General features: G+C 73.7%; 26 protein-coding genes. 10 read left to right on the top strand and 16 right to left on the bottom strand.

Annotation, left to right across the window (positions count from 1 at the left end; all coding sequences use genetic code 11):
• Positions 1 to 76: 76 nt before the first annotated feature.
• Both IEZ31_RS41410 and IEZ31_RS41405 read right to left on the bottom strand, forming a co-directional pair.
• Positions 77 to 658 (bottom strand): dihydrofolate reductase family protein, encoded by a 582-nt coding sequence (locus tag IEZ31_RS41410; protein ID WP_190255597.1) that lies wholly within the window; start codon positions 656 to 658, stop codon positions 77 to 79.
• Between the two features lie 65 nt (positions 659 to 723).
• Positions 724 to 1,563, bottom strand: a complete 840-nt coding sequence (locus IEZ31_RS41405; protein ID WP_229836504.1) for an AraC family transcriptional regulator — start codon at positions 1,561 to 1,563, stop codon at positions 724 to 726.
• Between the two features lie 202 nt (positions 1,564 to 1,765).
• Between IEZ31_RS41405 and IEZ31_RS41400 the strand changes: the two genes are divergently transcribed.
• From IEZ31_RS41400 to IEZ31_RS41385, 4 genes are all read left to right on the top strand, one after another.
• Positions 1,766 to 2,626, top strand: a complete 861-nt coding sequence (locus IEZ31_RS41400) for an NAD(P)-dependent oxidoreductase (RefSeq protein ID WP_190255596.1) — start codon at positions 1,766 to 1,768, stop codon at positions 2,624 to 2,626.
• On the top strand, positions 2,623 to 2,844 hold the full coding sequence (locus tag IEZ31_RS41395) for a hypothetical protein (protein ID WP_190255595.1): 222 nt from the start codon (positions 2,623 to 2,625) through the stop codon (positions 2,842 to 2,844). The genes IEZ31_RS41400 and IEZ31_RS41395 overlap by 4 nt, the downstream gene beginning before the upstream one ends.
• A 10-nt stretch (positions 2,845 to 2,854) precedes the next feature.
• Complete coding sequence (locus tag IEZ31_RS41390) at positions 2,855 to 3,991, top strand: serine hydrolase domain-containing protein (RefSeq protein ID WP_190255594.1); 1,137 nt, start codon at positions 2,855 to 2,857, stop codon at positions 3,989 to 3,991.
• A gap of 220 nt (positions 3,992 to 4,211) precedes the next feature.
• Positions 4,212 to 5,261, top strand: a complete 1,050-nt coding sequence (locus IEZ31_RS41385) for a 3-deoxy-7-phosphoheptulonate synthase (protein ID WP_190255593.1) — start codon at positions 4,212 to 4,214, stop codon at positions 5,259 to 5,261.
• Here the strand turns inward: IEZ31_RS41385 and IEZ31_RS41380 are convergent.
• The 5 genes from IEZ31_RS41380 to IEZ31_RS41360 form a co-directional block, all read right to left on the bottom strand.
• The gene (locus tag IEZ31_RS41380) at positions 5,254 to 6,573 is read right to left on the bottom strand and encodes an ATP-dependent 6-phosphofructokinase (RefSeq protein ID WP_190255592.1); all 1,320 of its coding nucleotides are present in this window, start codon (positions 6,571 to 6,573) and stop codon (positions 5,254 to 5,256) included. The genes IEZ31_RS41385 and IEZ31_RS41380 overlap by 8 nt on opposite strands.
• A 406-nt stretch (positions 6,574 to 6,979) precedes the next feature.
• Positions 6,980 to 8,161 carry an endonuclease/exonuclease/phosphatase family protein gene (locus tag IEZ31_RS41375; protein WP_190255591.1) on the bottom strand — a complete coding sequence of 394 codons (1,182 nt, stop codon included), beginning with the start codon at positions 8,159 to 8,161 and terminating at the stop codon, positions 6,980 to 6,982.
• 30 nt (positions 8,162 to 8,191) lie between these two features.
• A complete protein-coding gene (locus IEZ31_RS41370; RefSeq protein WP_190255590.1) occupies positions 8,192 to 9,367 on the bottom strand; it encodes an FAD-dependent oxidoreductase in 1,176 nt (391 codons plus the stop codon).
• A 31-nt stretch (positions 9,368 to 9,398) separates the two neighbouring features.
• The gene (locus IEZ31_RS41365; RefSeq protein WP_190255589.1) at positions 9,399 to 9,998 is read right to left on the bottom strand and encodes a PadR family transcriptional regulator; all 600 of its coding nucleotides are present in this window, start codon (positions 9,996 to 9,998) and stop codon (positions 9,399 to 9,401) included.
• Positions 9,995 to 10,912: an oxidoreductase gene (locus IEZ31_RS41360; RefSeq protein ID WP_190255588.1), complete on the bottom strand. Its 918-nt coding sequence runs from the start codon at positions 10,910 to 10,912 to the stop codon at positions 9,995 to 9,997. Before IEZ31_RS41360 ends, IEZ31_RS41365 begins: the two co-directional genes overlap by 4 nt.
• 227 nt (positions 10,913 to 11,139) lie before the next feature.
• Between IEZ31_RS41360 and IEZ31_RS41355 the strand changes: the two genes are divergently transcribed.
• Complete coding sequence (locus IEZ31_RS41355; RefSeq protein WP_190255587.1) at positions 11,140 to 11,682, top strand: hypothetical protein; 543 nt, start codon at positions 11,140 to 11,142, stop codon at positions 11,680 to 11,682.
• A 24-nt stretch (positions 11,683 to 11,706) separates the two neighbouring features.
• Here the strand turns inward: IEZ31_RS41355 and IEZ31_RS41350 are convergent, their stop codons facing one another.
• Genes IEZ31_RS41350 through IEZ31_RS41335 form a run of 4 tightly spaced genes read right to left on the bottom strand, consistent with a single transcriptional unit; the run spans position 11,707 to position 15,031 of the window.
• On the bottom strand, positions 11,707 to 12,378 hold the full coding sequence (locus tag IEZ31_RS41350) for a phosphonatase-like hydrolase (RefSeq protein WP_190255586.1): 672 nt from the start codon (positions 12,376 to 12,378) through the stop codon (positions 11,707 to 11,709).
• Positions 12,372 to 13,478 carry a TIGR03364 family FAD-dependent oxidoreductase gene (locus IEZ31_RS41345; RefSeq protein ID WP_190255585.1) on the bottom strand — a complete coding sequence of 369 codons (1,107 nt, stop codon included), beginning with the start codon at positions 13,476 to 13,478 and terminating at the stop codon, positions 12,372 to 12,374. Before IEZ31_RS41345 ends, IEZ31_RS41350 begins: the two co-directional genes overlap by 7 nt.
• Before the next feature lie 32 nt (positions 13,479 to 13,510).
• Positions 13,511 to 14,230: a GntR family transcriptional regulator gene (locus tag IEZ31_RS41340; protein WP_190255584.1), complete on the bottom strand. Its 720-nt coding sequence runs from the start codon at positions 14,228 to 14,230 to the stop codon at positions 13,511 to 13,513.
• Positions 14,231 to 14,239: 9 nt separating this feature from the next.
• Complete coding sequence (locus IEZ31_RS41335; protein WP_229836502.1) at positions 14,240 to 15,031, bottom strand: alkaline phosphatase family protein; 792 nt, start codon at positions 15,029 to 15,031, stop codon at positions 14,240 to 14,242.
• Positions 15,032 to 15,085: 54 nt separating this feature from the next.
• Between IEZ31_RS41335 and IEZ31_RS41330 the strand changes: the two genes are divergently transcribed.
• Positions 15,086 to 16,147, top strand: coding sequence for a serine hydrolase domain-containing protein (locus IEZ31_RS41330; RefSeq protein WP_190255583.1), 1,062 nt, complete (start codon positions 15,086 to 15,088; stop codon positions 16,145 to 16,147).
• 8 nt (positions 16,148 to 16,155) lie between these two features.
• Here the strand turns inward: IEZ31_RS41330 and IEZ31_RS41325 are convergent, their stop codons facing one another.
• Together IEZ31_RS41325 and IEZ31_RS41320 are read right to left on the bottom strand one after the other, a co-directional pair.
• Positions 16,156 to 16,887 carry an SDR family oxidoreductase gene (locus IEZ31_RS41325; RefSeq protein ID WP_190255582.1) on the bottom strand — a complete coding sequence of 244 codons (732 nt, stop codon included), beginning with the start codon at positions 16,885 to 16,887 and terminating at the stop codon, positions 16,156 to 16,158.
• A 43-nt stretch (positions 16,888 to 16,930) separates the two neighbouring features.
• The gene (locus IEZ31_RS41320; protein WP_190255581.1) at positions 16,931 to 17,632 is read right to left on the bottom strand and encodes an SDR family oxidoreductase; all 702 of its coding nucleotides are present in this window, start codon (positions 17,630 to 17,632) and stop codon (positions 16,931 to 16,933) included.
• Positions 17,633 to 17,732: 100 nt separating this feature from the next.
• On the opposite strand from IEZ31_RS41320, the gene IEZ31_RS41315 reads away from it, so the two are divergent.
• The 4 genes from IEZ31_RS41315 to IEZ31_RS41300 all read left to right on the top strand — a co-directional run bounded on the left by IEZ31_RS41315 (position 17,733) and on the right by IEZ31_RS41300 (position 21,245).
• Positions 17,733 to 18,320 carry a TetR/AcrR family transcriptional regulator gene (locus IEZ31_RS41315; RefSeq protein WP_190255580.1) on the top strand — a complete coding sequence of 196 codons (588 nt, stop codon included), beginning with the start codon at positions 17,733 to 17,735 and terminating at the stop codon, positions 18,318 to 18,320.
• A 10-nt stretch (positions 18,321 to 18,330) separates the two neighbouring features.
• The gene (locus IEZ31_RS41310) at positions 18,331 to 18,669 is read left to right on the top strand and encodes a DUF1330 domain-containing protein (RefSeq protein ID WP_190255579.1); all 339 of its coding nucleotides are present in this window, start codon (positions 18,331 to 18,333) and stop codon (positions 18,667 to 18,669) included.
• 114 nt (positions 18,670 to 18,783) lie between these two features.
• The gene (locus IEZ31_RS41305; RefSeq protein ID WP_190255578.1) at positions 18,784 to 20,490 is read left to right on the top strand and encodes an outer membrane protein assembly factor BamB family protein; all 1,707 of its coding nucleotides are present in this window, start codon (positions 18,784 to 18,786) and stop codon (positions 20,488 to 20,490) included.
• Positions 20,487 to 21,245, top strand: a complete 759-nt coding sequence (locus tag IEZ31_RS41300; protein ID WP_190255577.1) for a hypothetical protein — start codon at positions 20,487 to 20,489, stop codon at positions 21,243 to 21,245. The genes IEZ31_RS41305 and IEZ31_RS41300 overlap by 4 nt, the downstream gene beginning before the upstream one ends.
• On the opposite strand, the gene IEZ31_RS41295 is transcribed toward IEZ31_RS41300, so the two are convergent.
• Genes IEZ31_RS41295 through IEZ31_RS41285 form a run of 3 tightly spaced genes read right to left on the bottom strand, consistent with a single transcriptional unit; the run spans position 21,223 to position 24,570 of the window.
• Positions 21,223 to 23,136: a DNA recombination protein RecN gene (locus IEZ31_RS41295; protein ID WP_190255576.1), complete on the bottom strand. Its 1,914-nt coding sequence runs from the start codon at positions 23,134 to 23,136 to the stop codon at positions 21,223 to 21,225. The genes IEZ31_RS41300 and IEZ31_RS41295 overlap by 23 nt on opposite strands.
• The gene (locus IEZ31_RS41290; RefSeq protein WP_190255575.1) at positions 23,133 to 23,615 is read right to left on the bottom strand and encodes a hypothetical protein; all 483 of its coding nucleotides are present in this window, start codon (positions 23,613 to 23,615) and stop codon (positions 23,133 to 23,135) included. Before IEZ31_RS41290 ends, IEZ31_RS41295 begins: the two co-directional genes overlap by 4 nt.
• The gene (locus IEZ31_RS41285) at positions 23,602 to 24,570 is read right to left on the bottom strand and encodes a serine/threonine protein kinase (protein ID WP_190255574.1); all 969 of its coding nucleotides are present in this window, start codon (positions 24,568 to 24,570) and stop codon (positions 23,602 to 23,604) included. The genes IEZ31_RS41290 and IEZ31_RS41285 overlap by 14 nt, the downstream gene beginning before the upstream one ends.
• Positions 24,571 to 24,582 lie beyond the last annotated feature (12 nt).

Genomic DNA, 24,582 nt, shown 5'->3' with positions numbered 1-24,582 from the left:
ACCCCGACTGCACCCTGCATTGGAGAAGAGCCGCTCTTCCTGGGGGTCGACCAACGATACGACGCGCTCGGATCGGTCAACGGCGCAGCCGATAGCGCAGGTGAAGCACCCGGTTGCCCTGAATCACCACGTCCGGATCCTCCAGCAGGTGCTGCGCGTGGACCGACCCGAAGTAGCGCTTGCCGGACCCGAACACGACGGGTACGACGTCCATGCGCACCTCGTCGACCAGGCCCGCGGCAAGCACCTGGCCACCGACGTCGCCGGCGGCGACCTCGACGATGCGGTCACCCGCAAGCTCCTGCGCCTTGGCCACGGCTGCCTCGACGCCGTCGACGAAGTGAAACGGCGCCTCGGGGTCCCAGCCCTCGGGCGCCGGCCGGTGCGTCACGACGACCACGTGGTCGATCCCGCCCGGCGGCTTCCCGTCCCAGCCGTCCGTCATGTCGAAGACGTGGCGGCCGACGATTGTCGCCCCGATCTGGTCCCAGTACGGCCGGGTGTAGTCGTAGGAGGTCTGCGACACCTTCAGCTCGCCGCTCTCGTCCAACGGGACGTCACCGCTGGACAACCAGTCGAAAAGCGGCCCGGGCTGGTCATTCTCGTCCGCGACGAAGCCGTCCACCGACACCGAGCTGTACATGACCACCCTGCCCACGGGGCTCTCCTCTGCTTTGGATACCCCCAAGTTAGCGTGTCGTGAGCCGTCGCTCTTGTAAGAAATCAATCGGCCGGCAGCGGCCAGCCGTCCATCGCGTGGCCGGGATGTTCGCGCAGGAACCGCCGCCGGACCTCGACGTACCGGGTCGGCGTGAGCCCGGTGAACGCCCGGAACTCGTGGCCGAAGTGGGCCTGGTCGAAGTAGCCTGCGCCACCGGCGAGGTCGCCCCAGTCGATCGGTCCGGCGGGGTCGATCGCGAACACGGTGGCGGCGAAGCGGTAGGTGCGGGCCAGCCGCTTCGGCGTGACCCCGATGAGCTGCTTGAACCGCTGTGCCAGATGAGTGCTGCTGACACCGGCTGCCACCCCCAGGTCGCCGATCGCCACCGCCCCGCCGGTCGCCGCGATGACGCTGCTCGTATGGCGGACCAGCCCCAGGCCGGCGGTCTCGCACAGCCGTCGCATCAGCTCCTCCTCGAGCAGCGTCAGCATCTCGTGCGGTCCGTCCGCCGTGGCCAGCCGGTCGCGCAGCTCAGCAACGGCGGGCCGGCCCCAAACCTGCTCTATCGTCACCGGCCGGTCGCACAGCTCGGCCGCGGGCATCGGCAGGAACGGCGCCAGCCCCCACGGCTTGACGTGCACACCGACGGACCGGGTCCGGAGTGGGTAGCCGAACTCCAACGCGCGGGTGGGTGTGGTGACCACGCAGCCGTCGGCGTACTCGGCCGTCTCGATGTCGGTGCCGGCGCGGATGCGGAACGGCGCCCCGAGGTTGACGATGAGCAACGCCGCCGGCATCGGCGGCAGCGTCAGCCGGGCGTACGGCGGCGCACCCTCCAGGTAGTAGAGGTCGTCGATCAACCCGTCCAGCGGCGGTCGCGGCACTCTGGACACGTACTCCACGCCCACAGCATCGCCGCCACCGTGTTCGCTATCAACCCCGCCGGCCGCGACTGGGACCTGTACGACACGCGGCACGTGGTGTAGGACGGCGGCTGGAAGAGGCTGGAAGAAGTGCGAGCGCGTGTGGGACGGGTGCTGCACGCGTTGCCGCTGCTGGAGCCCCCGAGCGGCCTCGTGAACGCACGAGTGCGACGATCGGGGCATGACGCTGGCGGTGCTGGGAACCGGGATCATGGGCGCGGCGATGGCGCGCAACTGGCTGAAGGCCGGGCAGGACGTGCGGGTCTGGAACCGCACCCGCGAGGCGGCCGACGCGCTCGCCGCCGACGGCGCGGTCGTCGCCGGCTCGCCGGAGGAGGCGGTCGCGGGGGCCGATGTCGTCGTCACCATGCTGTTCGACGCGCCCGTCGTCGAGGAGGTCATGACGGCCGCGGCGCCCGGCCTCACCGAGGGGGCGCTGTGGCTGCAGATGTCCACCGTCGGGGCCGAGGGGGCCGACGCGCTCGGGGCGCTCGCCGGGCGGCTCGGCCTGGTGTATGTCGACGCGCCCGTCCTCGGCACGCGCGGCCCCGCCGAGCAGGGCAAGCTCAACGTCCTGGCGTCCGGGCCGGCGCAGACCCGGCCGGCGGTCGAGGAGCTGGCCGGGCCGATCGCGGCGAAGGTGACCTGGCTCGGCGAGGCCGGCGCCGCCAGCCGCACGAAGCTCATCGTGAACAGCTGGGTGATGACGACCGTCGCCGCGACCGCGCAGAGCGTGGCCCTCGCCGACGCGCTCGGCATCGACCCTGGGCTGTTCCTGTCGCTCATCGCGGGCGGGCCGCTCGACCAGCAGTATGCCCAGCTGAAGGGCGCCGCCATGATGCGGCGCGACTACCCGGTGGCGTTCCCGGCGAGCGGCGCGGCGAAGGACGCAAGGCTCGTCGGTGAGCTCGGCGCCCGGGCCGGCATCGACACCTCGGTCGTCGACGCGGCGCGGGGCCTGCTGGAGACCGTCGTCGACCGCGGGTTCCACGACCACGACATGGCCGCCCTGTACGAGGCCGTGCGCGCGCCCGAGCAGTGACGTTCACGGTGTGGCGGCTGCTCGCCACCGCCCTGCCGGCGCTGCTGGCGGCCGCGCCGCCGCCACGCGGCACGCCCGACGTGCTGATGCTCGCCGCGCGGCTCGCCACCGCGACCGGGGTGCGGCTCCCGGTCGCCGGGCTGGACGACGCCGCGGCCCGCGGGGGCGGTGGCCGCCTGGCCGTGGAGGCCCGCCGCCTGCGCGAAGCCATGGCATAGGGTGACGTACGTGCGACGGCGGGCGGTGCTCGGGCTGCTCGGCGCGCTGCTGACCGGCTGCTCGGCGCCCCGGGTCGCGGCGTCGTCGCTCGATCCGTGGACGGTTCCGGTCTCCACGCCGTCGCCGTGGGCGCCGCCCACCGGCCGCTACGAGGCCTCGTTGCGGTCGGCGCTCCAGCGGTACCGCGACCTGTTCCCGGGTGCGGTGCTGTTCGCCGCCGTCGACGGGCACGTCGCGGCCCACTTCGCCGTCGGGGACGCGGTGCGCTCCGGCGGCGATCCGGTCCCCGCGACGACGGGCACGATCTACGACCTGGCCTCGCTGACGAAGGTGTTCACGGCGATCCTGGTGCTCCGGCTGTACGAGCAGGGCACGGTCCAGCTCGACGCGCCCGCTGCTCGATATGTACCGCTGTTCGGCAACAAGCCGGACATCACCGTCCGCATGCTGCTGACCCACACGTCGGGGCTGTCGAAGGACACGCCGCTCGTCGGCGACACCCCGGCCGACCGGCTCGACCACGTGCTGCGCGAGCCGCCGGTCGCCGCGCCCGGCAGCGGCTACCGCTACGCCGACCAGAACTTCATCGCGCTCGGGGCGCTCGCCGAGCGGCTCGGCGGCGAGCCGCTCGACCGGCAGGTCCGGCGGCAGATCGCGGCCCCGCTCGGCCTGGCCGACACCGGCTACCGGCCACCGGCGGCGCTGCTGCCGCGCATCGCGGCCACCGAGGGCGCGCTGCGCGGCCGGGTGCACGACCCGTCGGCGGCCGCGTTCGGCGGCGTGGCCGGGCACGCCGGCCTGTTCTCGACGGCGGCCGACGTCGCGCTGCTCGGGCGGGCGCTGCTCGCCGGCGGCGGCCCGCTGCTGCGCCCGCCGACGGTCGAGCTCATGCGCACGAACCAGAACCCGGCGTTCGGCCCGTCCGCCGCGCACGGGCTCGGCGTCGACCTCGACCAGGCGTGGTACATGGGCCGCCTGGCCGGGCACGGCGCCTTCGGCCACACCGGGTTCACCGGCACGTCGATCGTCGTCGAGCCGCGGCGGCGGGTCGTGCTGGTCCTGCTCACCAACCGGGTGCACCTGGGCGCGTCCCCGCCCAGCACGAACCCGGCCCGCAAGGCCGTGGCCGACGCGCTCGCCGCGTGAGGCCACGGTCACGTTGCCCGGGGCGCACGGTGCGGTACAGTGGCGGCGTGATTCGGTGGTATTGGCGCTTTACCGTGGCTCCGGGTGGAGCCGGCGGCCGTTTGCGCTGAACGCCAGTCACCCGGAGCCAGCAAGGGCAGAGACCTCGGTCTCTGCCCTTCGTCGTGTCACACGGCGGGCTGGTCGTCCGAAGAGCCCGCCGCCAACCAGGGAGGGCCTCATGAACGACACCAGCAACCTGCGGGTCACCGGCTACCGCCCGCTGGTCACGCCGCGCGAGCTCAGCGCCGAGCTGCCGATGGACGACGCACGCGCCGACGTGGTGCGCCGATCACGCGACGAGGTGCACCGGATCGTCACCGGGCAGGACGACCGCCTGCTCGTCGTGGTCGGCCCGTGTTCCGTGCACGATCCGGTCGCGGCCGTCGACTACGCCCGCCGCCTGGCGGTCGCCTCGGCAGCGCACGGCGCCGATTTGTGCATCGTCATGCGGGTGTACTTCGAGAAGCCGCGAACGACGGTGGGCTGGAAGGGCCTGATCAACGACCCGGGGCTCGACGAGACGTTCGACGTGCCGACCGGCCTGCGGCTGGCTCGTCGCCTGCTGCTCGACGTGCTCGGGCTGGGGCTGCCGGTCGGGTGCGAGTTCCTGGAGCCGACGAGCCCCCAGTACATCGCGGACGCGGTGTCGTGGGGCGCGATCGGTGCCCGTACCCCCGAGAGCCAGGTCCACCGGCAGCTCGCCTCCGGCCTGTCCATGCCCGTCGGCTTCAAGAACGGCACCGACGGCGACGTCCAGGTCGCCATCGACGGCTGCCGCACCGCGGCCAGCAAGCACGTCTTCTTCGGCGTCGACGAGGACGGCCGGGCCGCGGTCGTGTCCACCACGGGCAACCCGGACTGCCACATCATCCTGCGCGGCGCCCGCTCCGGCCCGAACTACGGCCCGTCCGACATCCGGGACGCCCTGGCCCGCCTGGAGAAGGCCGGCATGCCGCAGCGCCTCATCGTCGACGCGAGCCACGGCAACAGCGGCAAGGACCACGTCCGCCAGGCGTCGGTGGCCGGCGAGGTGGCCGAGCAGATCGCCGCGGGCCAGCCGGGCATCGCCGGCATCATGCTGGAGAGCTTCCTGGTCGCCGGCCGCCAGGACCTGGGCGGCGAACTGACCTACGGCCAGAGCGTCACGGACGCCTGCATGTCCTGGGACACCACCGCGGGCATCCTCGACGAGCTCGCCGCCGCGGTCCGCGCCCGCCGCGCTAGCTGAACACGGCCGGTTGACCTGTGGCCTCCAGCACGGAGAGCCACAGGTCGCCGTCCGGGTCGACCAGGTTCCGCGAGCTGATCGCCAGCGCGATCGGCACGTGCACGAACCGCCCCCGCCAGCGGCCGACGACCATCTCGGTCCGGCCGGCCATCGCCGCGTGCACGGCGGCGTGGGCCAGGCGGATGCAGTACACGCTGTCGTAAGGGTCGGCGGGAACGCTCCGGATGGTGTAACTGGGGTCGATGTACTTCAGGTTCGCCTCGACGCCGGCCGCGGCGAAGTGCTCGGCGATGCGCTGGCGCAGGTAGCGGCCGAAGTCCTCCAGCCGCACGTTGCCGGACGCGTCGGTGCCCTTGGTGCTGAGGTACTCCTGGCCGGCCCCCTCGGCGACGACGATCATCGCGTGCCCGCGGTCGACGACCCGCCGGCGCAGGTGCTCCAGGAACCCGCCGGGGCCGTCCAGCGCGAACGGCACCTCCGGGATGAGCACGTAGTCGGCGTCGTTGTTGGCGAGCGCCGCGTAGCAGGCGATGAAGCCCGAGTGCCGGCCCATGAGCTGCACCAGGCCGATCCCGTTCGGGAACGCCGTCGCCTCGACGTGCGCGGCCCGGATCGCCTCGGTCGCCTTGCCGAAGGCGGTCTGGAAGCCGAAGGAGCGCTCGATGTACGGGATGTCGTTGTCGATCGTCTTCGGCACGCCCACGACGGCGATGCGGCGGCCCCGCTCCTCCACCACCTCGGCGATCTTCAGCGCGCCGCGCATCGAGCCGTCGCCGCCGATGACGAACAGGACGTTGATGCTCAGCTGCTCCAGGCAGTCGACGATCTCGTTCGGGTCCTGGTTGCCGCGCGAGGTGCCGAGGATCGTGCCACCGTACTCGTTGATGCCGCTCACGACCTCGGGCGTGAGGTCGACGACGGGCCGGCCGTAGCGGGCGGTCATCCCCTGGTACCCGTTGCGGAACCCGAAGATGCGGTGCACGCCGTAGTGGTTGGTGAGCTCCAGCACCAGGGCCCGGATCACGTCGTTGAGCCCCGGGCAGAGCCCGCCGCAGGTGACGATCCCGACCCGCGTCTTCGACGGGTCGAAGAAGATCTTCGAGCGCGGCCCACCGGGCTCGAACCCCGGCAGCTCCGCCACCGGCACCCCGCGCGCGGCGACGAGCGACACGGTGTCGTCGAGCAGCACGCGGTCGTCCTCGTCGACGTAGTGCTGGGTGCTGCGCTGCCGGCGCAGCGCCGCCGACAGCGGCGAATCGATGCGGCACTCGCCGAGGGTGGTGACCTCGAGCTGTGCGCGTTCGTCGACCATGCCCGCCATCGTCCGCCGCGCACGTTTCACGCCGATGAATTGTGTTCCAGCAGCAAATGCGTTGTGGCGGTCGGCACGGCCGGGGGATGGTGGGACGACGCGTCCGCGCCGCGGTGGCCGCGCTGCGGGCGGCTCAGGAGCGCTGGAGCGCCCTGGCGGTCGGCGACACGCTCGTGGTGGAGTGGCCGTCCCACCGCCGGCTGCCACCGGCACCGCACGCCCGCCCGGCTCGTCGCGAGCCGGTTCTCATGATCACGGACGTTTGTGTACCGAAAACCGACCAGAAACGTCCGCGATCATGAGAAGCGGCCGCCCCATCAGCCGAACCAGCGACGCCGCCGGCCAGCTGAGATCAAGATGAGGGTAGATCGACCAACGTTTATGAAGGAGCACGCACGAAGTCCGGTCAGAGGTCGACGTCCACCCAGACCGCGGCGTGGTCCGAAGCGCCATGGCGGGACGCGGTCAGGTCCTCGTAGACCGTCCAGAGGCTCGGCGGGTGCTTGTTCGTCGGGGTGCCCCACAGCCCCTTGCGGAAGACGCCGCCGGCCGTCACGCGCTCGGCCAGCTCCGGGGAGAGCAGGAGGTAGTCGAGGCGGTTGCCCAGGGTGCACGACTGGAAGCTGCCCGGCCGCTCGCGACCCTCGTCCCTCGCATCGTAGAGGCCCGTGAACGCGTCCAGGTCGTACGCGTTGACCAGCGGCGTCCCCGGATCCAGCAGCGGCTCCAGGGTCGGGTGGTGCTTCGGGTCGTGGCGGTCCGGGCCCTTGTTGAAGTCGCCCATGATCGCCACGTAGGTGGCGCCGGCCGCGCGGAGGCGGTCGTAGATCGCGCGCACCTCGGCGCTCTGGCGCGAACGTAACGGGTCGGGGTCGCCGCCGGTGAAGGACTGGCTCTTGAGGTGGTTCAGCAGCAGGTAGAGGTCGGTGCCGCCGGGCAGCCGCAGCTTGTACAGCGGGCAGTCGCGGCTGAACAGGCGCTTGCCGGGGCGGCCGGGGTCCGGGACGTCGACGTGGCTGCGGACCCAGTCGACGTCGATCTCCGCGGTACACAAAAGGCCCACGTCGATGCCGCGGGCGTCATTGCCGTCGACCAGCATCGCGTGGCCGTAGCGGCCGCCGAGCAGCTCGTCGTTGAAGCGGACGAGGGCCGGGCGGTTCTCGGCCTCGACCAGGCACAGGACGTCGGCGGCGACGTCGCCGATCACCCGCGCGGTCATCCGGGTCGACTGCTCGTCGACCGGCTCGACGGTCAGCTCGACCCAGCCGGTCCAGTCCGCCCGCCCGCGCGCGACGATCCGCGGCTCGCGGTCGTCGGGCGCGGCGAGGAAGTCGCCGCGGTTCTCCCGCAGGACCGCCCACGCGGTCTCGAACTGCTCCCTGTTGAGCCGCCGGCCGGCCCGCGTCGACACCAGGACGCCGAGCGCCTGCAGCGCGTCAAGCATCGCCGCCTTGTCGTCGTCGGAGTACTCGGGCTTCGCCGCGATCCGGTTGAACGTCTCGAACGCGGTCAGCGCCGGCTGCCCCGCGTCCCGCAGCGCCTTCGCCCGCGCGAAGAGGTTCTCAACGTTGAACGTCGCCAGCCGCATGCACGCACCGTAGCAATCCCTCACCGACGGTCAGGTCGGCAACGCGACACGTGCGTCCCAGTCGATGGGGTGGTCGAACTGCCAGGCGAACGAGCTGGGCCGCGCGAGCCGCATGAGCGTCGGCATGAGCAGGTCGCGCAGCACCCGGGCGACGGGACCGGCCGCCTTGTCGCTGTTGGTCCGCGCCGCCATCTTGATGATCCGCTCCACGCGGTGCCGGCGGATCCGCTCGTACTGCTGGAAGGCCTGCTCCCGGGGAAGGTCCCGCAGGCATCGGGCGAGCTGGACCGCGCTCTCGATCGCGAGGGAGGCGCCCTGCCCGGAGCTCGGGCTGGTCGGGTGCGCGGCGTCGCCGATGAGCACGACGTTGCCCCGGTGCCACGTCGGTACCGAGGGAATGTCCTCCAGGCCGCCGGTCACGACCAGCTCGTCCGGCTCGGTGCGGCGGATCAGCTCGACGGCCGGCACCCGGTCCTCGCGGAACACCTCGGCGAGCCGCCGCAGCCACTCGGCGTTGCCGACCTCGCGCGCCTGGGCGGCGCTCATCGGCGTGCGGTGCGGCAGGTTGGCGAACCATCCGCCCTCGCCCTTGCCGACCTGGTACCCGAAGAACGCCTGCTTGCCGAACACCATGTGCATCTTGTCGCGGGTGTCGTCGAGGCCGTCCAGGTCGGCGAGGCGCGCGCCGAAGCCGAGCAGCCCCGCATACCGCGGCTCGGGCGCCGCCGGGTCGATCAGGCGCCGGGTGGTGGAGCGGATGCCGTCGGCGCCGATGATGACGTCGGCGGTGGCGGTGGTCCCGTCCTCGAACCGGACGTTGTCGCCATCGATGTGGGTCAGTTTCTTGCCGTGCTCGAACGCGATGCCGCGCTTGACGGCCTCGTCGTACAGCGCGCGGTACAGCTCGGCCCGCCAGACCAGCAGCATCGGCGGCAGCTCGGGCGGGCTGCCGAACTCGCCGAGCCGCTTGCCCGTCCAGCTCTGCATGACCATGCCGGCCATAGGAGTGCCGATCCGCTCGACGACATGGCCGGCGTCGATGGCTTGCAGCGCGGTGCGGCCGTTGGGGGCGATGCTCAGCGCCCCGCCCACGCCGTCGGCCGTGCCGCTGTACGCCTCGAACACGCGGGCGTCGATCCCTGACTTCTGCAGCGCCATGGCCGCGACCGGGCCGGCGATGCCGCCCCCGATGACGATCGCCTTCATGGCTCCACTATCCAGTTCTGACTAGTCAGAGTCAACTATTCGCGCGCAACTCCTCGTGGAAGGCGGCCCACGTCGGGCCCCAGTCGTCGGTGATCTTCTGGATGAAGTCGGCGACGAAGGCCCGTTCGGCGTCGAGGAGCCTTCCCCGGTACACCTCCTCGACCAGGAACAACGGGTGCACGCCCGCCTGCTCGGCCTGATCGATGCCCTGCTGCGTCGCGGCGGCGACGGTCTCCAGCGTCCGCAGGCGCGTGGTGAGCAGGTCGACGACCTCGGCCGGCTCCAGCGCGCCGATGAGCGACAGCGCGGAGACGAACGCCGGATACTCGTGCTGCGGCTGCTCGACCAGCTCCCGCAGCCACTCCCGCAGCTCCGCCCGCCCCTCCCCGGTGATCGCGTAGACGGTCCGCTCCGGCCGCTGCCCGTCCCGGCTGGTGGCCTGCTCGGCGACGAAGCCGGCCTTGGCGAGCTGCTGGATCACCATGTACAGCGACCCGTGGTTGAACTTGATGCTGCGCGCGTCCCCGTTGGCCTGCAGCGCCTTGCTCAGCTCGTACGGGTGCATCGGCGCCCGGCTGAGGTACGCGAGCGCGGCGAGGGCGAGCAGGTTGGCGACCTTCCGCTTGCTCATCGCGCACCGTCCCGGCCCGGCTTGGTCGCGGGCTCGGCCTCGGCGGCGCCGTGCTTGGTCGCACTCGGCCCGATGGCCCCGACCACCCCGAGCTCGGCCAGCGACCCCTCGTCGAGCCGCAGGTGCGCGACGGCGAGGTTCTCCTCGAGGTGCTCCAGCCGCGAGGTGCCGGGAATGAGCAGCGTGTTCGGCGCCACGGCCAGCACCCAGGCCAACGCCACCTGCGCGGGCGTGACGTCGAGCCGCCGCGCGACGTCCTTGACCCGCGGATGCCCGAGCACCCGCTCCCGCCCGAACGCGGCCCCGAGCGGAAAGAACGGCACGAACGCGATCCCGCGCTCGGCGCACTCCCGCAGTACCTCCTCGGATCCGCGATCGACGAGGTTGAACGGATTCTGCACGCAGGCGATCTCGGTCCGCCCGAGCGCCTCCCGCAACTGGCCCACCTCGACGTTGCTGAGCCCGATCCCGCCGATGAGCCCTTCGTCGCGCATGGCGATCATCGCGTCGAGCTGCTCCCCGAACTCCCCCTGCCCGGTCAGCCGCAGATTGACCACGGCGAGCCGCTCGAGCTTGAGGGCCTTGAGGTTCTCGATCACCCCGGCCCGCAGCTGCTCGGGCCGCTGCGCCGGCACCCACCCACCGCGGGCATCCCGCTCGGCCCCGACCTTGCTGACGATGACGAGCCGCTCGGGATACGGATACAGCGCGCTCCGCAGCAGCTCGTTGGCGACGTCCGGCCCGTAATACTGAGCCGTGTCGATGTGGTCGACGCCCAGCTCCACGGCCCGCCGCACCACGGCCAGCGCCTCGGCCCGATCCCGAGGCGGCCCGAACGCCCCGCGCCCGGGCAACTGCATGGCCCCGAACCCGACCCGGTGCACCTTCCGCCCGCCCAGTGGAAAGCTCTTCACACCGGCCAGCCTACGGCGCGACCACCCCACCGGCCCGATGGCGGCGGCGCTCCCCCAAAACCCCCTGCGCCGCCGCCGTCCCCCCGTTCGGAGTTCCGTGGCCGTAAGCCTGCCCGCTCACCGGCACACCCCGCATCGGGGAATGTCCCCGACAGGCGAATCTCAGGGTTATGCGGTCGAAAACCCGACCGGCGGCGAGCCTCGCCGATCCACTACGGTCTACGGGCATGACCGCACCGAATGCATCCGGCCCTACCCCAGCCGGCCTCGGCGCGCGGGTCGTGGCGCTTGTCGGGGCCGTCGCCGCGTTGCTGGCGCTCTCGCTGCCCTGGGCCAGGGAGGACAACACGTTCACCCTGCAGGGTCAGCTGCTGCCGGCCGAGGCGCTGATCGCTCGCGGTGGGGATGAGTGGACCGGGTGGGGGATCGCGGCGGCCAGCCGGTTGGACGGGCATCGGCCGGTGGCCATCGCGGTGGCCATGGTCATCATCACCGGCACCGTCGTGGTGGCCGGGATCGCGTGGGCGGCGTTCGAGCGGCCGCGGCGGATCTGGGTCGCGCCCGCCGCGGCCGGGGTCGCCCTGCTGCTGTTCGCGGCGAGCTTCCCGCTGTTGTCGGGAGTGCCGGGGCGGTTCGGGCCCGGGCACATCACCTCCGTGGAGTTCGGCGTTGCCGTGTGGCGCCTCGCGTTGGCGATCGTCGTTGTCGGGGCCACCCGGCTGGCGTTGCTGCAGGAGGCGGTGCGGCCCAGCCGGAGGACGTACCAGTAGCCCGGGTCAGAACGTGATCACGAATCAGAGGTCGAGGGCGGCGGGGAGGTCGCGGATGGACGGCAGGACGTGGGTGGCGCCCGTGGCCGACAGTGCCTCGGCCGCGTGGGCGCCGGTCAGGACGCCCGTGACGGTGCGGGCGCCGGCGCGCAGGCCGCACAGGATGTCGTAGGTCGTGTCGCCGGCCGTCGCCACCTCGCGCACGTCGTCGATCTCCAGGCGGAGGACGGCGGTCAGGACCAGGTCGGGGTGCGGGCGGCCGCGGCCGGCCTCGGCCGGGACGAGGGTCAGGTCGGCCAGGGATCGCCAGCCCAGCGCGGCCAGGATGCGGTCGGCCGTCGCCCGGGAGAAGCCGGTCGTCAGGGCCACCCGCACGCCCGCGGTGCGCAGCGCCTCGACCACCGCCGCGGCGCCCTCGATCTCGGCGCAGTGGCCGGCGTCGACCAGGTCGCCGTACGCCGCCTCGAACGCCGCGTTCGCCGCCTGCGCGCGGGCCTCGTCGCCGGCCAGCAGGTGGCGGAAGACGCTGATCTTCGACTCGCCCATCGTGGCGCGGACGTGGGCGAGCATCGGTGCGTACGCCGGGTCGTCCGGGGCGACGCCCTGCTCGGCGATCGCCGCCGTGAACGCCCGCTCGACCAGGCCGTCGTCGCGGACCGTCGTGCCCGCCATGTCCAGGACCACCAGTGCTACCACGACAACTCCTCGGCCGTCTGCTCGGCGATTGCGGGGGAACAGGTCATGCCGCGGCCGCCCGGTCCGGTCACCAGCCAGGCGCCGGGCAGAACCTGCGAACGGTGGACGACGGCCGCCGGGTCGAGGCACTGGGCGTACACCCCGTGCCACCGCCTGACGATCCGCGGGAGCGGCCGGCCCAGCAGCTCGGACGCGACCTGCGTGACGTGGTCGTACGGCGCTTCGAGCTCGTCGAACGGGAACGGCTCCGCGTAGGCGTGCGTGTCGCCGATGGTCAGGCCGCCGTCGAGGCGCTGGACCATCAGCAGCTGCATCGCATGCTCGGCGGCGACCGGCGGCTGCGGCTGCCCGTTCAGCGGCGCCGCGTCGTAGGCCGGGTAGTAGCGGAAGCTGTCGGCGTCGGCGACCGACGTGGTCAGCGCCTCCCCCAGCGGCTCGGTCTGGGCCATCTGCAGCCAGACCCGCCGGACCGGCAGCGCCGGGGCCAGCTCGCGGACCAGCCCGCCGAGCGCGGCGCCGGTGGCCAGCACGACCTGGTCGCCGGCGTGGGTCTCGCCGTGGTCGTCGACGACGCCGCTCGACGACACGTTGCGCACCTCACGGCCGGGGAGCCAGGTGTAGCGCCCCGAGTCGGCGAGCGCCGCGCGCAATGCGGGCAGGGCGACGCGCGACTCGACGGCGCCGTCGAGGGCGCAGTGCAGCGCGCCGAGGAACGAACCCCGCAGCGCGGGGTTGAGCGCCCGCGCCTCGGCCGGGGACAGCAGCCGCCAGCCCCGCGTCGCCGCGCTGTCCAGGCCGGCGGCCGCCGAGGCCACCGCCAGCTCGGCCTCGGTGCGGCACGGGGTCAGCGAGCCGTTGCCGCGGAAGCCGACGCCGGGGACCAGCGCGCCGATCTCCGCCCACAGCTCGCGGGCCCGCAGCGCGGTCGCCAGCTCGGGGCCCTCCGCGCGGCCGGAGACCCACACCAGGCCGAAGTTGCGCACCGACGCGCCGCGCGCCTCGGCCTCGCGCTCCAGGTGCACCACCTCGTGGCCCCGCTGTGCCGCATGCCAGGCGTGCATGGTGCCGAGCACCCCGCCGCCGACGATGACGATCCGCACCGGTCACCCCACTTGATTAAAGGTCTGGACCTTTAATCTACCCGGAGACGGGTCTCGAAGCCAATGCGATCCCCGCGGTACAGCGAGCGCACCCACTCGATCGCCGCACCGGCCCGGTCGACGGACAGCCGCTGCATGAGCAGCAGCGGCACGGCCGGGTTGGTGCCGAGCAGCAGCGCGTCGCGAGGCGTGGCCAGGACGGTCTCGATCCGCTCGGTGGCCTCGGCGTGCCGGACCCCGTAGCGCCCGGCCAGGTGGGCGTAGAGCGACGTCGTCGGGTCGAACCCGTCGAGCAGGTCCGGGAACCGCCCGACCGGCAGGTAGGTGCTCTCCACGCCGAGCGGCTCGTCGTCGGCGAGCAGCACCCGCTCCAGGTGCCAGGCGCGCCCCTCGCCCAGCTCGGGCGGCGCCGGCACCTCCTCGACGGTCACCACGCGCCGGCCCGGCCGGCGACCCGCCTCGCGCAGCGCCTCGGTGTAGCTCACCAGCGCGAGCGGCTGGACGATCTTCGGCGCGGCCACGAACGTGCCCTGGCCCCGGTGCGCCCGCAGCCGCCCCTCGACGGTCAGCTCGGAGATGGCCTGGCGCAGCGTCGAGCGGGACACGCCGAACCGCGCGGCCAGGTCCCGCTCGGCGGGCAGCAGCGCACCCTCCCCCAGCTCGGAGAGGAGGTTCAGCAGTTGTGCCTTCACGGCGTAGTACTTCGGGATCCGCCCGTGCGAGGGCACCCCGCCGTCCACTGCGCTGGTCATCCCGCTGTTCTATCGCACGGCCTCCTGCCACGGACGGCCGTCCAGCTCCGCGGTCAGCTCGAAGTGGTACAGCGCGGTCGCCGCCACGTCGACCTGACCCGTCCCCGGGGGCCGCGCGCCCGCCGGGATGCCCGGCCCGGCCGCGACGATCCAGGTGCCGCGCTCGTCCTCGCGGCAGCCGCCGTGCCCGCCGTCCGGCACTCGGTGGCCGTGGTCGGTGGTGACGATGACCAGCCACTCGCCGGGGCCGCGGGCGGCGAGCAGCCGGCCCAGCTGGCGGTCCTGCTCCTCGGCGGCGACCCGGTAGGCCGTCCCCGTCCCGACGGTGTGGGCGACGTCGTCGGTGTGGCCGAGGTACACGAAGGCGGCGTCCACGTCGCGCAGCCGCCCGGTCGCGTCCGCCGTCACGCGCGCGTCGGCGGCGTCGTAGCCGTCGGCCTCGCCGTCGAACGTGACCCGAACGCCCACCTCCGGCCCGAACGTGCCCCGCCGGTGCAGCTCGGCCCAGCCGACCGCGGAGTACGTGCGGTACCGCTGGGAGATCCGGGTCAGGAAGTCGGGGAACGCGGCGTAGCGCGCGCCCGCGAAGCCGTTGTCGCGCACGCCGTGCTTGTCGGGCCAGACGCCGGTCGCGATCGTGGACCAGCCCGGGCCGCTCGACGACTCGGCGACCGGCGGGCACGGCACCAGGCTGTGGCCCACCGCGCCCTCGGCGGCGAGGCCCTTGAGGACCGGCATCCCGGCCGCCTCGGCGACGGTCCAGTTCAGGCCGTCCATGCCGACCACAAGCAGCTTGCGCACGGCCGACAGCAAAACCCCGCGGGATGAACGCCGCGTGACGCTACAGTGTGCCGCGTGAGGACCCCGATGGGCGGCGGCGTGGCCCCCGGCTTCGAATCCGTGGCGGACGTGTTCCGGCAGTCGCTCGACAGCGGCGCGGAGACCGGCGCGTCGTGCGCCGCCTACGTGCGCGGCGAGCTGGTGGTCGACCTGTGGGGCGGCTGGGCCGACGCCGCCCGGACCCGGCCGTGGGAGCCGGACACGCTGGTCACGGTCTTCTCGGCGAGCAAGCCGGTGGCGGCCTTGGCGGTGCTGTCCCGGGTCGCCGACGGCCGCGTCGAGCTGGACGCCCCGATCGCCCGCTACTGGCCGGACTTCCCGCACCCTTCGGCGACGGTCCGCCACGCCCTGGCCCACCAGGCCGGCCTGCCCGCGGTGGCCGCGCCGCTGACCGCCGCCGACGCCCTCGACTGGCCCCGGTTCACCGCCGCGATCGCCGCGTCGCCGCTGGAGTGGGAGCCCGGGACGGCGGTGGGTGAGCATGCGCTGACCTACGGCAACATCCTGGGCGCGATCCTGCGGGGCGCGACCGGCGAGACGATCGGCTCGGTGGTGCGCTCCTTCGGCGTGGACTTCCACTTCGGACTGTCCCCTGTCGACGACGCGCGCTGCGCCGAGGTCGAGCACGGCTCCCCCGACTGGCCCTCGCTGTCCGTCCACGGCCACGGCGACCTGTGGGCCCGCGCGCTGGGCAACCCGCCGGACCTGCTGGACACCGCGGTGCTCAACGGCCCGGCGTGGCGCCACGGCGAGCTGCCGGCGGTGAACGGCCACACGACAGCCCGCGGCCTGGCCGGCCTGTACCAGCGCCTGCCGTCGCTCCTGCCGGCGGAGCTGCTGACCGCGGCGTTGTCGACGCAGGTCCACGCCCACGACCGCCTGCTCGAGGAGGACGCGGAGTGGACGCTGGGCTGGCGCCGCGACGGGTCCTGGGTGGGGATGGGCGGCATCGGTGGCTCATCGGCCGGCGGAGACCTGGAGACCGACTACTGGCTGGCCTACGTGACCCGGCACCTGGCCGACCACGACCGCGGCGACGCGATGTACGACGCCCTGGAGGCCTGCCTCAAACCCTGAGGGCCGGCTCAGGTGCCGCCGGCGACGCGGATGGTGGTGCCGGTCGCGTAGGAGGCGGCGTCGCTCAGCAGCCAGGCGATGGCCTCGGCGATCTCGTCGGGCGTGCCGAGGCGCCCCATCGGGATGCGGCCCACGACGTGCTCGGCGCGGTCGGGGTCGCCGCTGGCCAGGTGGATGTCCGTGTCGATGAAGCCCGGGGCGACGCCGTTGACCCGGATGCCTTCCGCGGCGAGTTCCTTGGCCAGTCCGATCGTGAGGGCGTCGAGCGCGGCCTTGCTGGCGGCGTAGTGGATGTAGTCGTGCGGGCTGCCGAGCGTCGCCGCCCCGGAGGACACGTTGACGATGGCGCCGCCGTCGGTGAGCACCCGGGCGGCCTGCCGGGCACAGAGGAAGGCACCGATGACGTTGACCTCCATGACGTGCCGCAGGTCCTCGGTGCGCAGGTCGGCCAGCCGCCCCAGCGGCGAGATGACCCCGGCGTTGTTCACCAGCCCGGTGACCGGCCCCAGCTCGGCCGCGGCGGCGTCGAAGAGCCGGACGACGTCGTCCTCGACGGCGGTGTCGGCCCGGACGGCGACGGCGTGGCCGCCGTCGGCGCGGACCGCCGCCGCGATGTCCTCGGCGGCGGCGGCCGCACGCTGGTAGCCGACCGCGATCCGATGCCCGTCCCGGGCCAGCCGCAGGCAGGCGGCGGCGCCGATCCCCCGGCTGCCGCCGGTGACGATGGTGACCTTGTCCATGGTCGCCACGCTAGTGCGGCGCGACAGCCTGGCCCCGTCGGGGTCAGGCCGACACCAGCTGGGGGTAGAGCGCCTCGGGCGCCGCCGACAGGCCCCGCTTGACGTTGCGGGTGATGTCGTCGGCCAGCACCTCGAAGGCGCCGGCCTCGACGCCCTCGTACGCCTGCCGCACCACGTCCTCCGCGCGCACCTTCGGGCCGTCGACGTGCGCCGCCATCTCGGTGTCGACGTAGCCCACGTGCAGGCCGGTGACGCCCACCCCCTGCGGCGCCAGCTCCAGGCGGAAGCCGTTGGTGGCCTGCCACAGCGCGGCCTTGTTCGCGCTGTACGACGTGCCCTGGCTGATCCACGAGAGCACCGAGTGCACGTCGAGCAGGTGTCCGCCGCCGTTGGCGACGATGATCGGGGCGAACGCCCGGGTCACCGCGACCGGGCCGAAGAAGTTCGTCTCGAACTCGCGCCGCACGTCGTCGAGGTCGCCCGTCAGCAGGCTCGCCCGCACCGAGATGCCGGCGTTGTTGACCAGGAACGTCACGTCGCCCGCCGCGGCCGCCGCGCGGGCGATCGAGTCGGGATCGGTCACGTCGAGCGCCAGCGGGACGGCGCCCGGCGTCGTGACGGTGCCGGGGTCGCGCGCCCCGGCGTACACCTTCCGCGCCCCGCGCTGCAGGGCACCCTCCACGAACGCCTTGCCGAGCCCCCGGTTGCCGCCTGTCACCAGTACCACCGCGTCCTGAATCCGCATCGCGAGCCCCTCGCTGCCGGTGGAAACCGATCGGTTTCCGCTGGGATCGACTGTAAACCGATCGGTTTCCGATCGTCCAGTGTCGCGCTAGTCTCATGACGTGACCTCTCCGCGCGAACGGCTCCTCTCTACCGCCGCCGAACTCTTTTACTCCGAGGGCATCGGGGCGGTCGGCGTCGAGAAGCTGTGCCAGACCGCGGGCGTGTCGAAGCGCACGATGTATCAGCTGTTCGAGACGAAGGCGGACCTGGTCGCCGAGGCTCTCCGCACGCACGGCCCGCGGACCGTCGAGGGCTACTTCCCGCCGGACGACGCCGGCCTCACCCCGCGCGAGCGGATCCTGCACGTGTTCGAGCGCCTGGAGGAGGACTCCGGCCGCGCCGGCTTCCACGGCTGCCCGTTCGTGAACACGAGCGTCGAGCTCCACGATCCCGGCCACCGCGCCAGCACCGTGGCGCTGCACTTCAAGCGTTTGCTCGAGTCGTACTTCGAACGCCTCGCCCGGCAGCTGCACGCCCCCGACCCCGAGGTCCTGGCGGCGCAGTTGACGGCGGTCTTCGACGGCTGCTCGGTGCGCGCCGTGATGCGGGCCGAGCCGCTCGGCGGCCTGGCCGTGCGCACCGCCGGCGCGCTGCTCGACGCGGCCATTACCTCCGAGGTCATCGACACCATGCCGTCGCCCCGGTGACGATCGGGGCATGACCGCATACGCACTGGCCCACCTGCACACCCCCACCACGAACGAGGACGTCCTCACCTACCTGGAGCGGATCGGGGCGACGCTCACACCGTTCGGCGGGGAGTTCATCGTCCACGGGCCGCAGGTCGAGGTCCGCGAGGGCGAGTGGCCGGGCACCGTGGTGATCATCGCGTTCCCGGACCTGGACGCGGCGCGGTCGTGGTACGACTCGCCGGAGTACCAGGAGATCCTGCACCTGCGCACCGACCACATCGCCGGCTCGGCCATCCTCTTCGACGGCGTGCGCGCGGGCCACGACCCGGCAAAGATGGCCGCCGCGATCCGCGCCGCGCGCTGAGCGCGCTCGAACGGGCGTTAAATCCGACATACCCGATGTATCCCTGCATAACCGGACGTAAGCTACGATAAGCTCCCCCGCATCCGGAACCAGGAGACGGTGCGAGGGGGCAGTGTGCGACGGTCGGCCCTGTTCGGCGCGGCTGGGGTGCTGGTGCCGTCGGCGGTGCTCACCGGGAGCGTGCCCGGGGTGGTGCCCGCCGGTGCGCCGCCCGCCGGACCGCCCGCCGCCGATCTCGCCGGGCCCGCGCGGCTGGTGGACGGCGGGGCGCTCCGGCTGCCGTACAGCACGATCGTCGGCTACGACCGGGACGCCGACGTCATCGTCGGGCAGTCCGCCGACTACCGGGTCGTGGCCGCCATGAGCGGCCGGGACGGTCGGGAGCGGTGGCGGCGGGACCTCCGCACCGGGGACCGGTCCGCCACCGTGCTGTGGTCACAGCCGGAGTTGGCCGGCGGCACCGTGCTGCTCAACGGCACCACCCGCGGATCCGGCGAGGGCGCCCTCGTCGCGCTCGACACCCGGACCGGCGACGTCCGCTGGCGGGCGACGCTCGCGGCGCAGGCCGAGGCGACGGCCGCCGGCCCGGCCGTCCTCGTGACCACCCCGCCCGAGACCGGTGCCGCGCCGCCGTCGAACCGGAGCGCCCGCGAGGCGGCGACCAGCAGCCGCCGCGCGAGACGCACCACCGACCGCCACAGCCCGGCGACCACCGACCGGTCGGCGGCCACCGACCCTTCCACCGGCGCCAACGCAGCCACCGCCGATCCGGCCGGAGGAGGGCGGGTGACCGCGCTCAGCACCGCGACCGGGAACCTGCTGTGGGAGGCGGCCCTGCCGGAGGGGTGCGCCGCCGGCGGGGTGGCCGGGGACCGGGTCAGCGTCGCCGTCGAGCTGCGGTGCGGGGAGCGCAACGAACTGGAGGTCCGCGCGGCCGGCAGCGGCCGGGTGCTGGCGCGGACCGGGCTCGGGCCCGGCGACGGGTTCGCACCCATCGTCCGGGACGGGGTCACCGTCCTCCGGGACGCCCGGTCCTTCCAGGTGTTCGGGCGGGACGGGCGGCGGCTGGCGGACCGGCCCGGCGAGGTCTGCGCCGAGCGGTGCGACGCCGCCGTCCGGGACGGTGTCGTCGTCGTCGCGCACGACGGGAAGCGGGACGACCCCGACGACGCCGCGATCGAAGGCATCGGGCTCGGCGACGGGCGGGTGCGGTGGCGGGCGAACGTCGCCGCGGCGCACCTGGTGACGGCCGGCGGGCGGCTGTACGCGGTCGGGCCCGCGCCCCGCCCCGTGCCGTTCCTCGTCGTGCACGGCATCGACGCCGAGCGCGGGCCGGGGGCGGGACTGGCCTCCGAGGTGCCGTACCGGAAGGGGGCCGCCACCGGGCTCGGCGACCGGGTGCTCGTGACCGGGGCGGCGGGCGCCCGGTGGTACACGATCGTGCCGCAGCCGTCGCCGCCGGCCGAGCCGCCGTGGCCGGACGCCTGCCGGGCGCTCGACCCCGCCGACCTCGGCGCCGTCTTCCGCAAGGAGGACCCGGACGTCGTCGACGTCACGGTGCCGGGTGCGCCGGCGCACGCCGAGTGCCGGTTCGACGTGGCCCGGGGGCCGGCCGTCACCGTGTCGGTCCTGTGGGCGGGTGCGGACGCGCGGCGGCGGTTCTCGGCGCTGGAGCCGGGGCCGGAGGAGGTGCGCGGGCGCGGTGGCACGGTCACCACCGTCCGGTTCCTCGACGGCGACCGGATCGTCCAGGTCGAGACGACCGGCGGCGAGACCACCGCGCGGAAGGTCGCGCGAATGATCCAGGAGCACGGCGCGTGACGCCCCGGCTCAGGAGCGGCGCCGTCGCGGTAGCGCTCGCCGTCGCGGCGGCGGCCACCGCGGGGCTCGTCCGGCCCCGGCCCGTGGTCACCGCCGGGCGGGCGGTCACCACCGGGCTGGCCACGGCCAGCAGCCGGCCGGAGCTGCTCGTCGCGGTCGACGCCGGCTACGCCCGGGCCCGGCTCGCCCTGCCCGAGCCGCTGACCACCGGCGCCGCGGCCGCCGCCCTGCGGGCCGGCATGCGCGCCGCCGCCGACTGGCCGGCGTTCCTCAAGCACACCGGTGGGGCGGCCCGCGACCGGCTCGACGTGACGCTGACGTTCACGGCGCCCGACGAACCGGTGCGGGTCACGCGCATCCGCGTGCGGAAGGCCGGCACCGCGGCGGTGTTCGACGGGACCGAGATCGCCCCGAGCGCTGCCGGGGCCGCCGCCGAGCCGGCCGCCGTCACCTGCGACCTCGACGCGCCCGACGCCGTCGTGGCCGACGCGACCGGGGCCGACGCGCTCGCGACGCGCAACCTGGAGCTGCGGGCCGGGGAACGGGGCACCGTCGTGATCGCGTTCACGGCGAAGCGGGCCGCGTACTCCTGGAGCCTGCTGGTCGACTGGGCCGGGGGCGCGGGCACCGGCGGTACCGTCGAAATCACCGAGAACGGAAGACTCTTCGCCCTGACCGGCAGCGCGTCCCGCTATGACGCGTCCTATGTGGACAACTCGCCGGCGCGGGGCTTCAGCTTGTCTCGTCGTCGATGAGGCCGTAGGGCGGCTGGTCGGGCCGTCGGGTGAAGCGGACGATGACGTCGGCGGCCGCGGCCGGCGGCGGCGCGTTGTCGGCCACGACGATCTGGGCGCCGACCCCGCGGCCGGCCAGCCAGTCCTCGAGGTGGCGGTAGATGCGCTCGATCGTCTGGCTGTCGGCGAGGTCGCCGGCGACGCCGAGGTTCTTCTGCGGGCTGTCGAGCAGGAGGAACCCGGGGTGCGACGAGCGGGACTCCCAGGCGATCTCGAAGAGGGCGAGCTGCCAGGCGAGCGCGATGAGCGTGCGGCCGCCGGAGGAGGCGGCGGTGTACGCCTCGCCGCGCATGTACGGGGTCAGGTCCTCGGCGAGGTAGGCGTCGGCGAGCTTCGGGTACTTCCAGGCCTCGAGGATCTCGCGGTACCGCTCGCCGACGCGGCGGACGACCGCGGACCGGGAGGCGCGGCGGGCATGACCACCGGCGGCGGCGAGCTCCTCGCGGTGCGCGGCGATCTGGTCCATCTGCTGGAGGATGCCGGTCGCCCGCCGCTCCAGGCTCTGCACGAGCCGCAGGCCGCTGTCGGCGCGCTGCAGCGTCGCGGCGGCCTCCTCGCGGCGGCGGGCGAGGGCGTCGCGCTGGGCCAGGTAGGGCGTGACGGCGTGGGCCGTCATCGTGTCGACCTCGGCCGCGGCGCGGGCCTCGGCCTCCTGCGCCCGCTCGGCCTCGGCCCGCAGGCCCGGCAGCTCGGCCTCCAGCTCCTCCAGGTAGCGGGTCAGCTCGCCGAGCCGGGTGCGGGCCGAGCGCAGCTCGCCGGACACGTCGACGGCGCCGCCGCCGGTGATCGGCAGCCGGCAGGCCGGGCAGTGCGACTCGCCGCCCGCGAGCGGGGCCAGGCACGACGGGCAGGCGGTCACCCGCATCGGCTCGAAGAGCCGCTCGGCCTCGGCGAGCATGGTCCACTTGCTGACGTCGTCGGCGTAGGTGCCGCGCAGGGTGGTCATCCGCTGCAGCTGGGTCTCGCGGTCGCGCAGGGCCGCCGCGCCGGCGCGGGCCTCCTCGGCGGCGGCCCGGTGCCGCTCGCGCAGCTCCTCGGCGAAGCGGGTGTCGGCGCGGGCCTGGGTGTCGAGGGCGGCGAGGGCCTGGGCACACTCGGCGAGCTCGTCCTTGGCGCGGTCGTGCAGGGCCTCCAGATCGGCCCGGCTGCCGACCCGCTGCTCGTCGACGAGCTGCTCGGCCGCCCGGTAGGCGGTGCGGGCGGCGCCCAGCCCGGCCTCCAGGGTGCGGATCCGCCGGCCGATCTCCACCAAGTGGTCGTCGTGGACGTCGAAGACGACGTCGACGACCTGGCGGAGCTTGAGGTGCTTCATCGGCACGCTCTCGAACAGCAGGTCCTTGTCGTCGAGCCGCTCGTTGGGCAGGAAACACAGCCACATGAGGTCGCGGAAGCTCAGCGGGTCCTCGGTCTCCTGAGAGAGCCGCACGCCCTGCAGCTTGCAGTGCGACAACAGCATGCTCGACAGGCTCTCCGGGTTGCCGGCGGGCCGTAACGGGCGGCGCACCGGCGGGGCGGCGCCGGGCTCGTCGAGGCGGCCGGCGCGCACGTAGGCGAACATCGACGGCTCGCCGACGGTGCGCTCGATGAGATACGGCGAGCCGGACAGCTCGACCTCCAGCGTCGCCGCCTTGACCTTCGGCATGATCTCCGGGTGCCGGGGGTGGTCGCCGGCGCCGAGGCAGTAGTCGACGAACTCGAGGATCGTGGTCTTGCCGGTGCTGAACGCGCCGGCGAGCACCGACAGCGGGCGGGGCGCGTCGTCGGACGCGCGGAAGTCGACGTCGTAGGTCCGGTCGCCACCGTGGAGGCGCAGCCGCCGGAGCCGGATGCCGTGTGCCCGCAAACCGATCATGCCAGATCCTTCAGGGCCGGAAGGAGCCACTGTCGCAGGCCCTCACGAAGCTTACGTCCGCTCACCCGCCGAAGGCGACGAATGACGACGCGCGCCGCTGTGATGTATGAGTGAGCATACATTGCCGTGAATCCGGCGGCCATGGCCGCGCCCTCCGGGGTGAGGTGGTACGTCACCCGGCCGGTGGCCGCCGCCCGCACCAGGCCGCGGGCGACCAGCTCGGTGAGGTCGCGGGCGAGGTGCTGCTGGGCGGTGACCCACCGCTGGGCCGGGCTCGCGTAGGCCACCGCCCGGTCGTCGAACCCGGCGAGCCGCAGCGCGGTGCGGTCGGGGTCGGTGTCGGCCCGGGCCAGCAGCAGCGGGTGGGCGGCCAGGAAGTCGTAGACGCCGAGCCGCTCGGCGTCCACCGGCTCGGCGGCGGTGGCCAGCAGCAGGAGCAGCCGGGCCTGGCGGAAGACCGAGACGTCATCGGGGTTCACTCGCCACCTCCCGCCAGTGCCGGACCCAGCCGGCCCGCCGGTCCTCCACCACCCGGTGCATGAGGCCGCAGCGGTGCACCGGGCCGGCCCGCAGCCGTTCCGGGAACGCGCCGGACTCGCGGATCTCCGTCATCACGCCGGCGTGCAGGCCCGGCAGGTGGGGATCTCCGGTGAACGCCATGGCGTTGAACCGCGCCTCCCAGATGCCGTGCACCACGCCGTCGGCCTCGAGGAGGGCGGCGAGCTCGTCCGGCAGGCGCTTGTCGAGGACCTCGCGGGCCATGATCTCGGCGTTGAAGTACTCCCGCTTGGCCGCGCCGACCTCGACGTGCCCGGCCGCCCGCAGCTGCCGCACGAACAGCGCGTCGTCGAGGCTCGTCGCGTCCTCGTCGGACAGGTCGCGCAGCGGCACCCGCCGGGTCTGCGCCGGCACGTACGGGTCGTAGAAGTGCCGGCGCACGTGCGCGCAGTCGGGCTTGACCAGCAGGTTGCGCAGCACGTTCTCGTGCCACAGCTCGATGGCGACGCCGGTCTCGCGCTGCCGGCGGGCCCGCCAGTTGTCCCACCACTGGGCCGTGGGCGCGTCCATGCTCGCCGGCACGCACAGGATCCACTGGCTGAGCCGGTAGCCGTTGCGCGCGGCGGCGGCGAGCGCCGAGTCGAACGACTCGCGGATCTGGCCGTGGTGGCTCTTCGTCACGGTGGGCCAGAAGTACTTCGACTGCCAGACGATGACGAGGCCGGACAGCTCGCCGAGGAGGATGTCGATGCCCCAGTCGCCGGGGTTGGCGGTGATCGCCCGGGCGCCGGGGTAGATCGCGGCGAGCAGCATCGCCAGCATCTGCTCGAAGTCGTCTCGCGCACCGGCGATGTTGCCGGTGCGCAGCTGATGAGCGGCGAAGTTGATCGGAGGCTCGCCGGAGGCGAGACTCGTCGCCGCCGTGGTCGCCGTCATTGGGCCCAGATT

The sequence above is a fragment of the Dactylosporangium sucinum genome (assembly GCF_014647515.1).
GTDB classification, from domain to species: domain Bacteria; phylum Actinomycetota; class Actinomycetes; order Mycobacteriales; family Micromonosporaceae; genus Dactylosporangium; species Dactylosporangium sucinum.
The sequence above is the reverse complement of the archived record's forward strand: the minus strand, read 5'-3'. Positions and strand labels throughout refer to the sequence as shown.

What these genes read in the sequence shown, in the direction of transcription:
- IEZ31_RS41340 (WP_190255584.1), bottom strand. Translation starts at nt 14,230, where the DNA reads ATGACCAGCGCAGTGGACGGCGGGGTGCCCTCGCACGGGCGGATCCCG.
- IEZ31_RS41295 (WP_190255576.1), bottom strand. Translation starts at nt 23,136, where the DNA reads ATGATCGGTTTGCGGGCACACGGCATCCGGCTCCGGCGGCTGCGCCTC.
- IEZ31_RS41370 (WP_190255590.1), bottom strand. Translation starts at nt 9,367, where the DNA reads ATGAAGGCGATCGTCATCGGGGGCGGCATCGCCGGCCCGGTCGCGGCC.
- IEZ31_RS41325 (WP_190255582.1), bottom strand. Translation starts at nt 16,887, where the DNA reads ATGGACAAGGTCACCATCGTCACCGGCGGCAGCCGGGGGATCGGCGCC.
- IEZ31_RS41400 (WP_190255596.1), top strand. Translation starts at nt 1,766, where the DNA reads ATGACGCTGGCGGTGCTGGGAACCGGGATCATGGGCGCGGCGATGGCG.
- IEZ31_RS41380 (WP_190255592.1), bottom strand. Translation starts at nt 6,573, where the DNA reads ATGGTCGACGAACGCGCACAGCTCGAGGTCACCACCCTCGGCGAGTGC.
- IEZ31_RS41375 (WP_190255591.1), bottom strand. Translation starts at nt 8,161, where the DNA reads ATGCGGCTGGCGACGTTCAACGTTGAGAACCTCTTCGCGCGGGCGAAG.
- IEZ31_RS41320 (WP_190255581.1), bottom strand. Translation starts at nt 17,632, where the DNA reads ATGCGGATTCAGGACGCGGTGGTACTGGTGACAGGCGGCAACCGGGGG.
- IEZ31_RS41365 (WP_190255589.1), bottom strand. Translation starts at nt 9,998, where the DNA reads ATGAGCAAGCGGAAGGTCGCCAACCTGCTCGCCCTCGCCGCGCTCGCG.
- IEZ31_RS41285 (WP_190255574.1), bottom strand. Translation starts at nt 24,570, where the DNA reads ATGACGGCGACCACGGCGGCGACGAGTCTCGCCTCCGGCGAGCCTCCG.
- IEZ31_RS41355 (WP_190255587.1), top strand. Translation starts at nt 11,140, where the DNA reads ATGACCGCACCGAATGCATCCGGCCCTACCCCAGCCGGCCTCGGCGCG.
- IEZ31_RS41310 (WP_190255579.1), top strand. Translation starts at nt 18,331, where the DNA reads ATGACCGCATACGCACTGGCCCACCTGCACACCCCCACCACGAACGAG.
- IEZ31_RS41385 (WP_190255593.1), top strand. Translation starts at nt 4,212, where the DNA reads ATGAACGACACCAGCAACCTGCGGGTCACCGGCTACCGCCCGCTGGTC.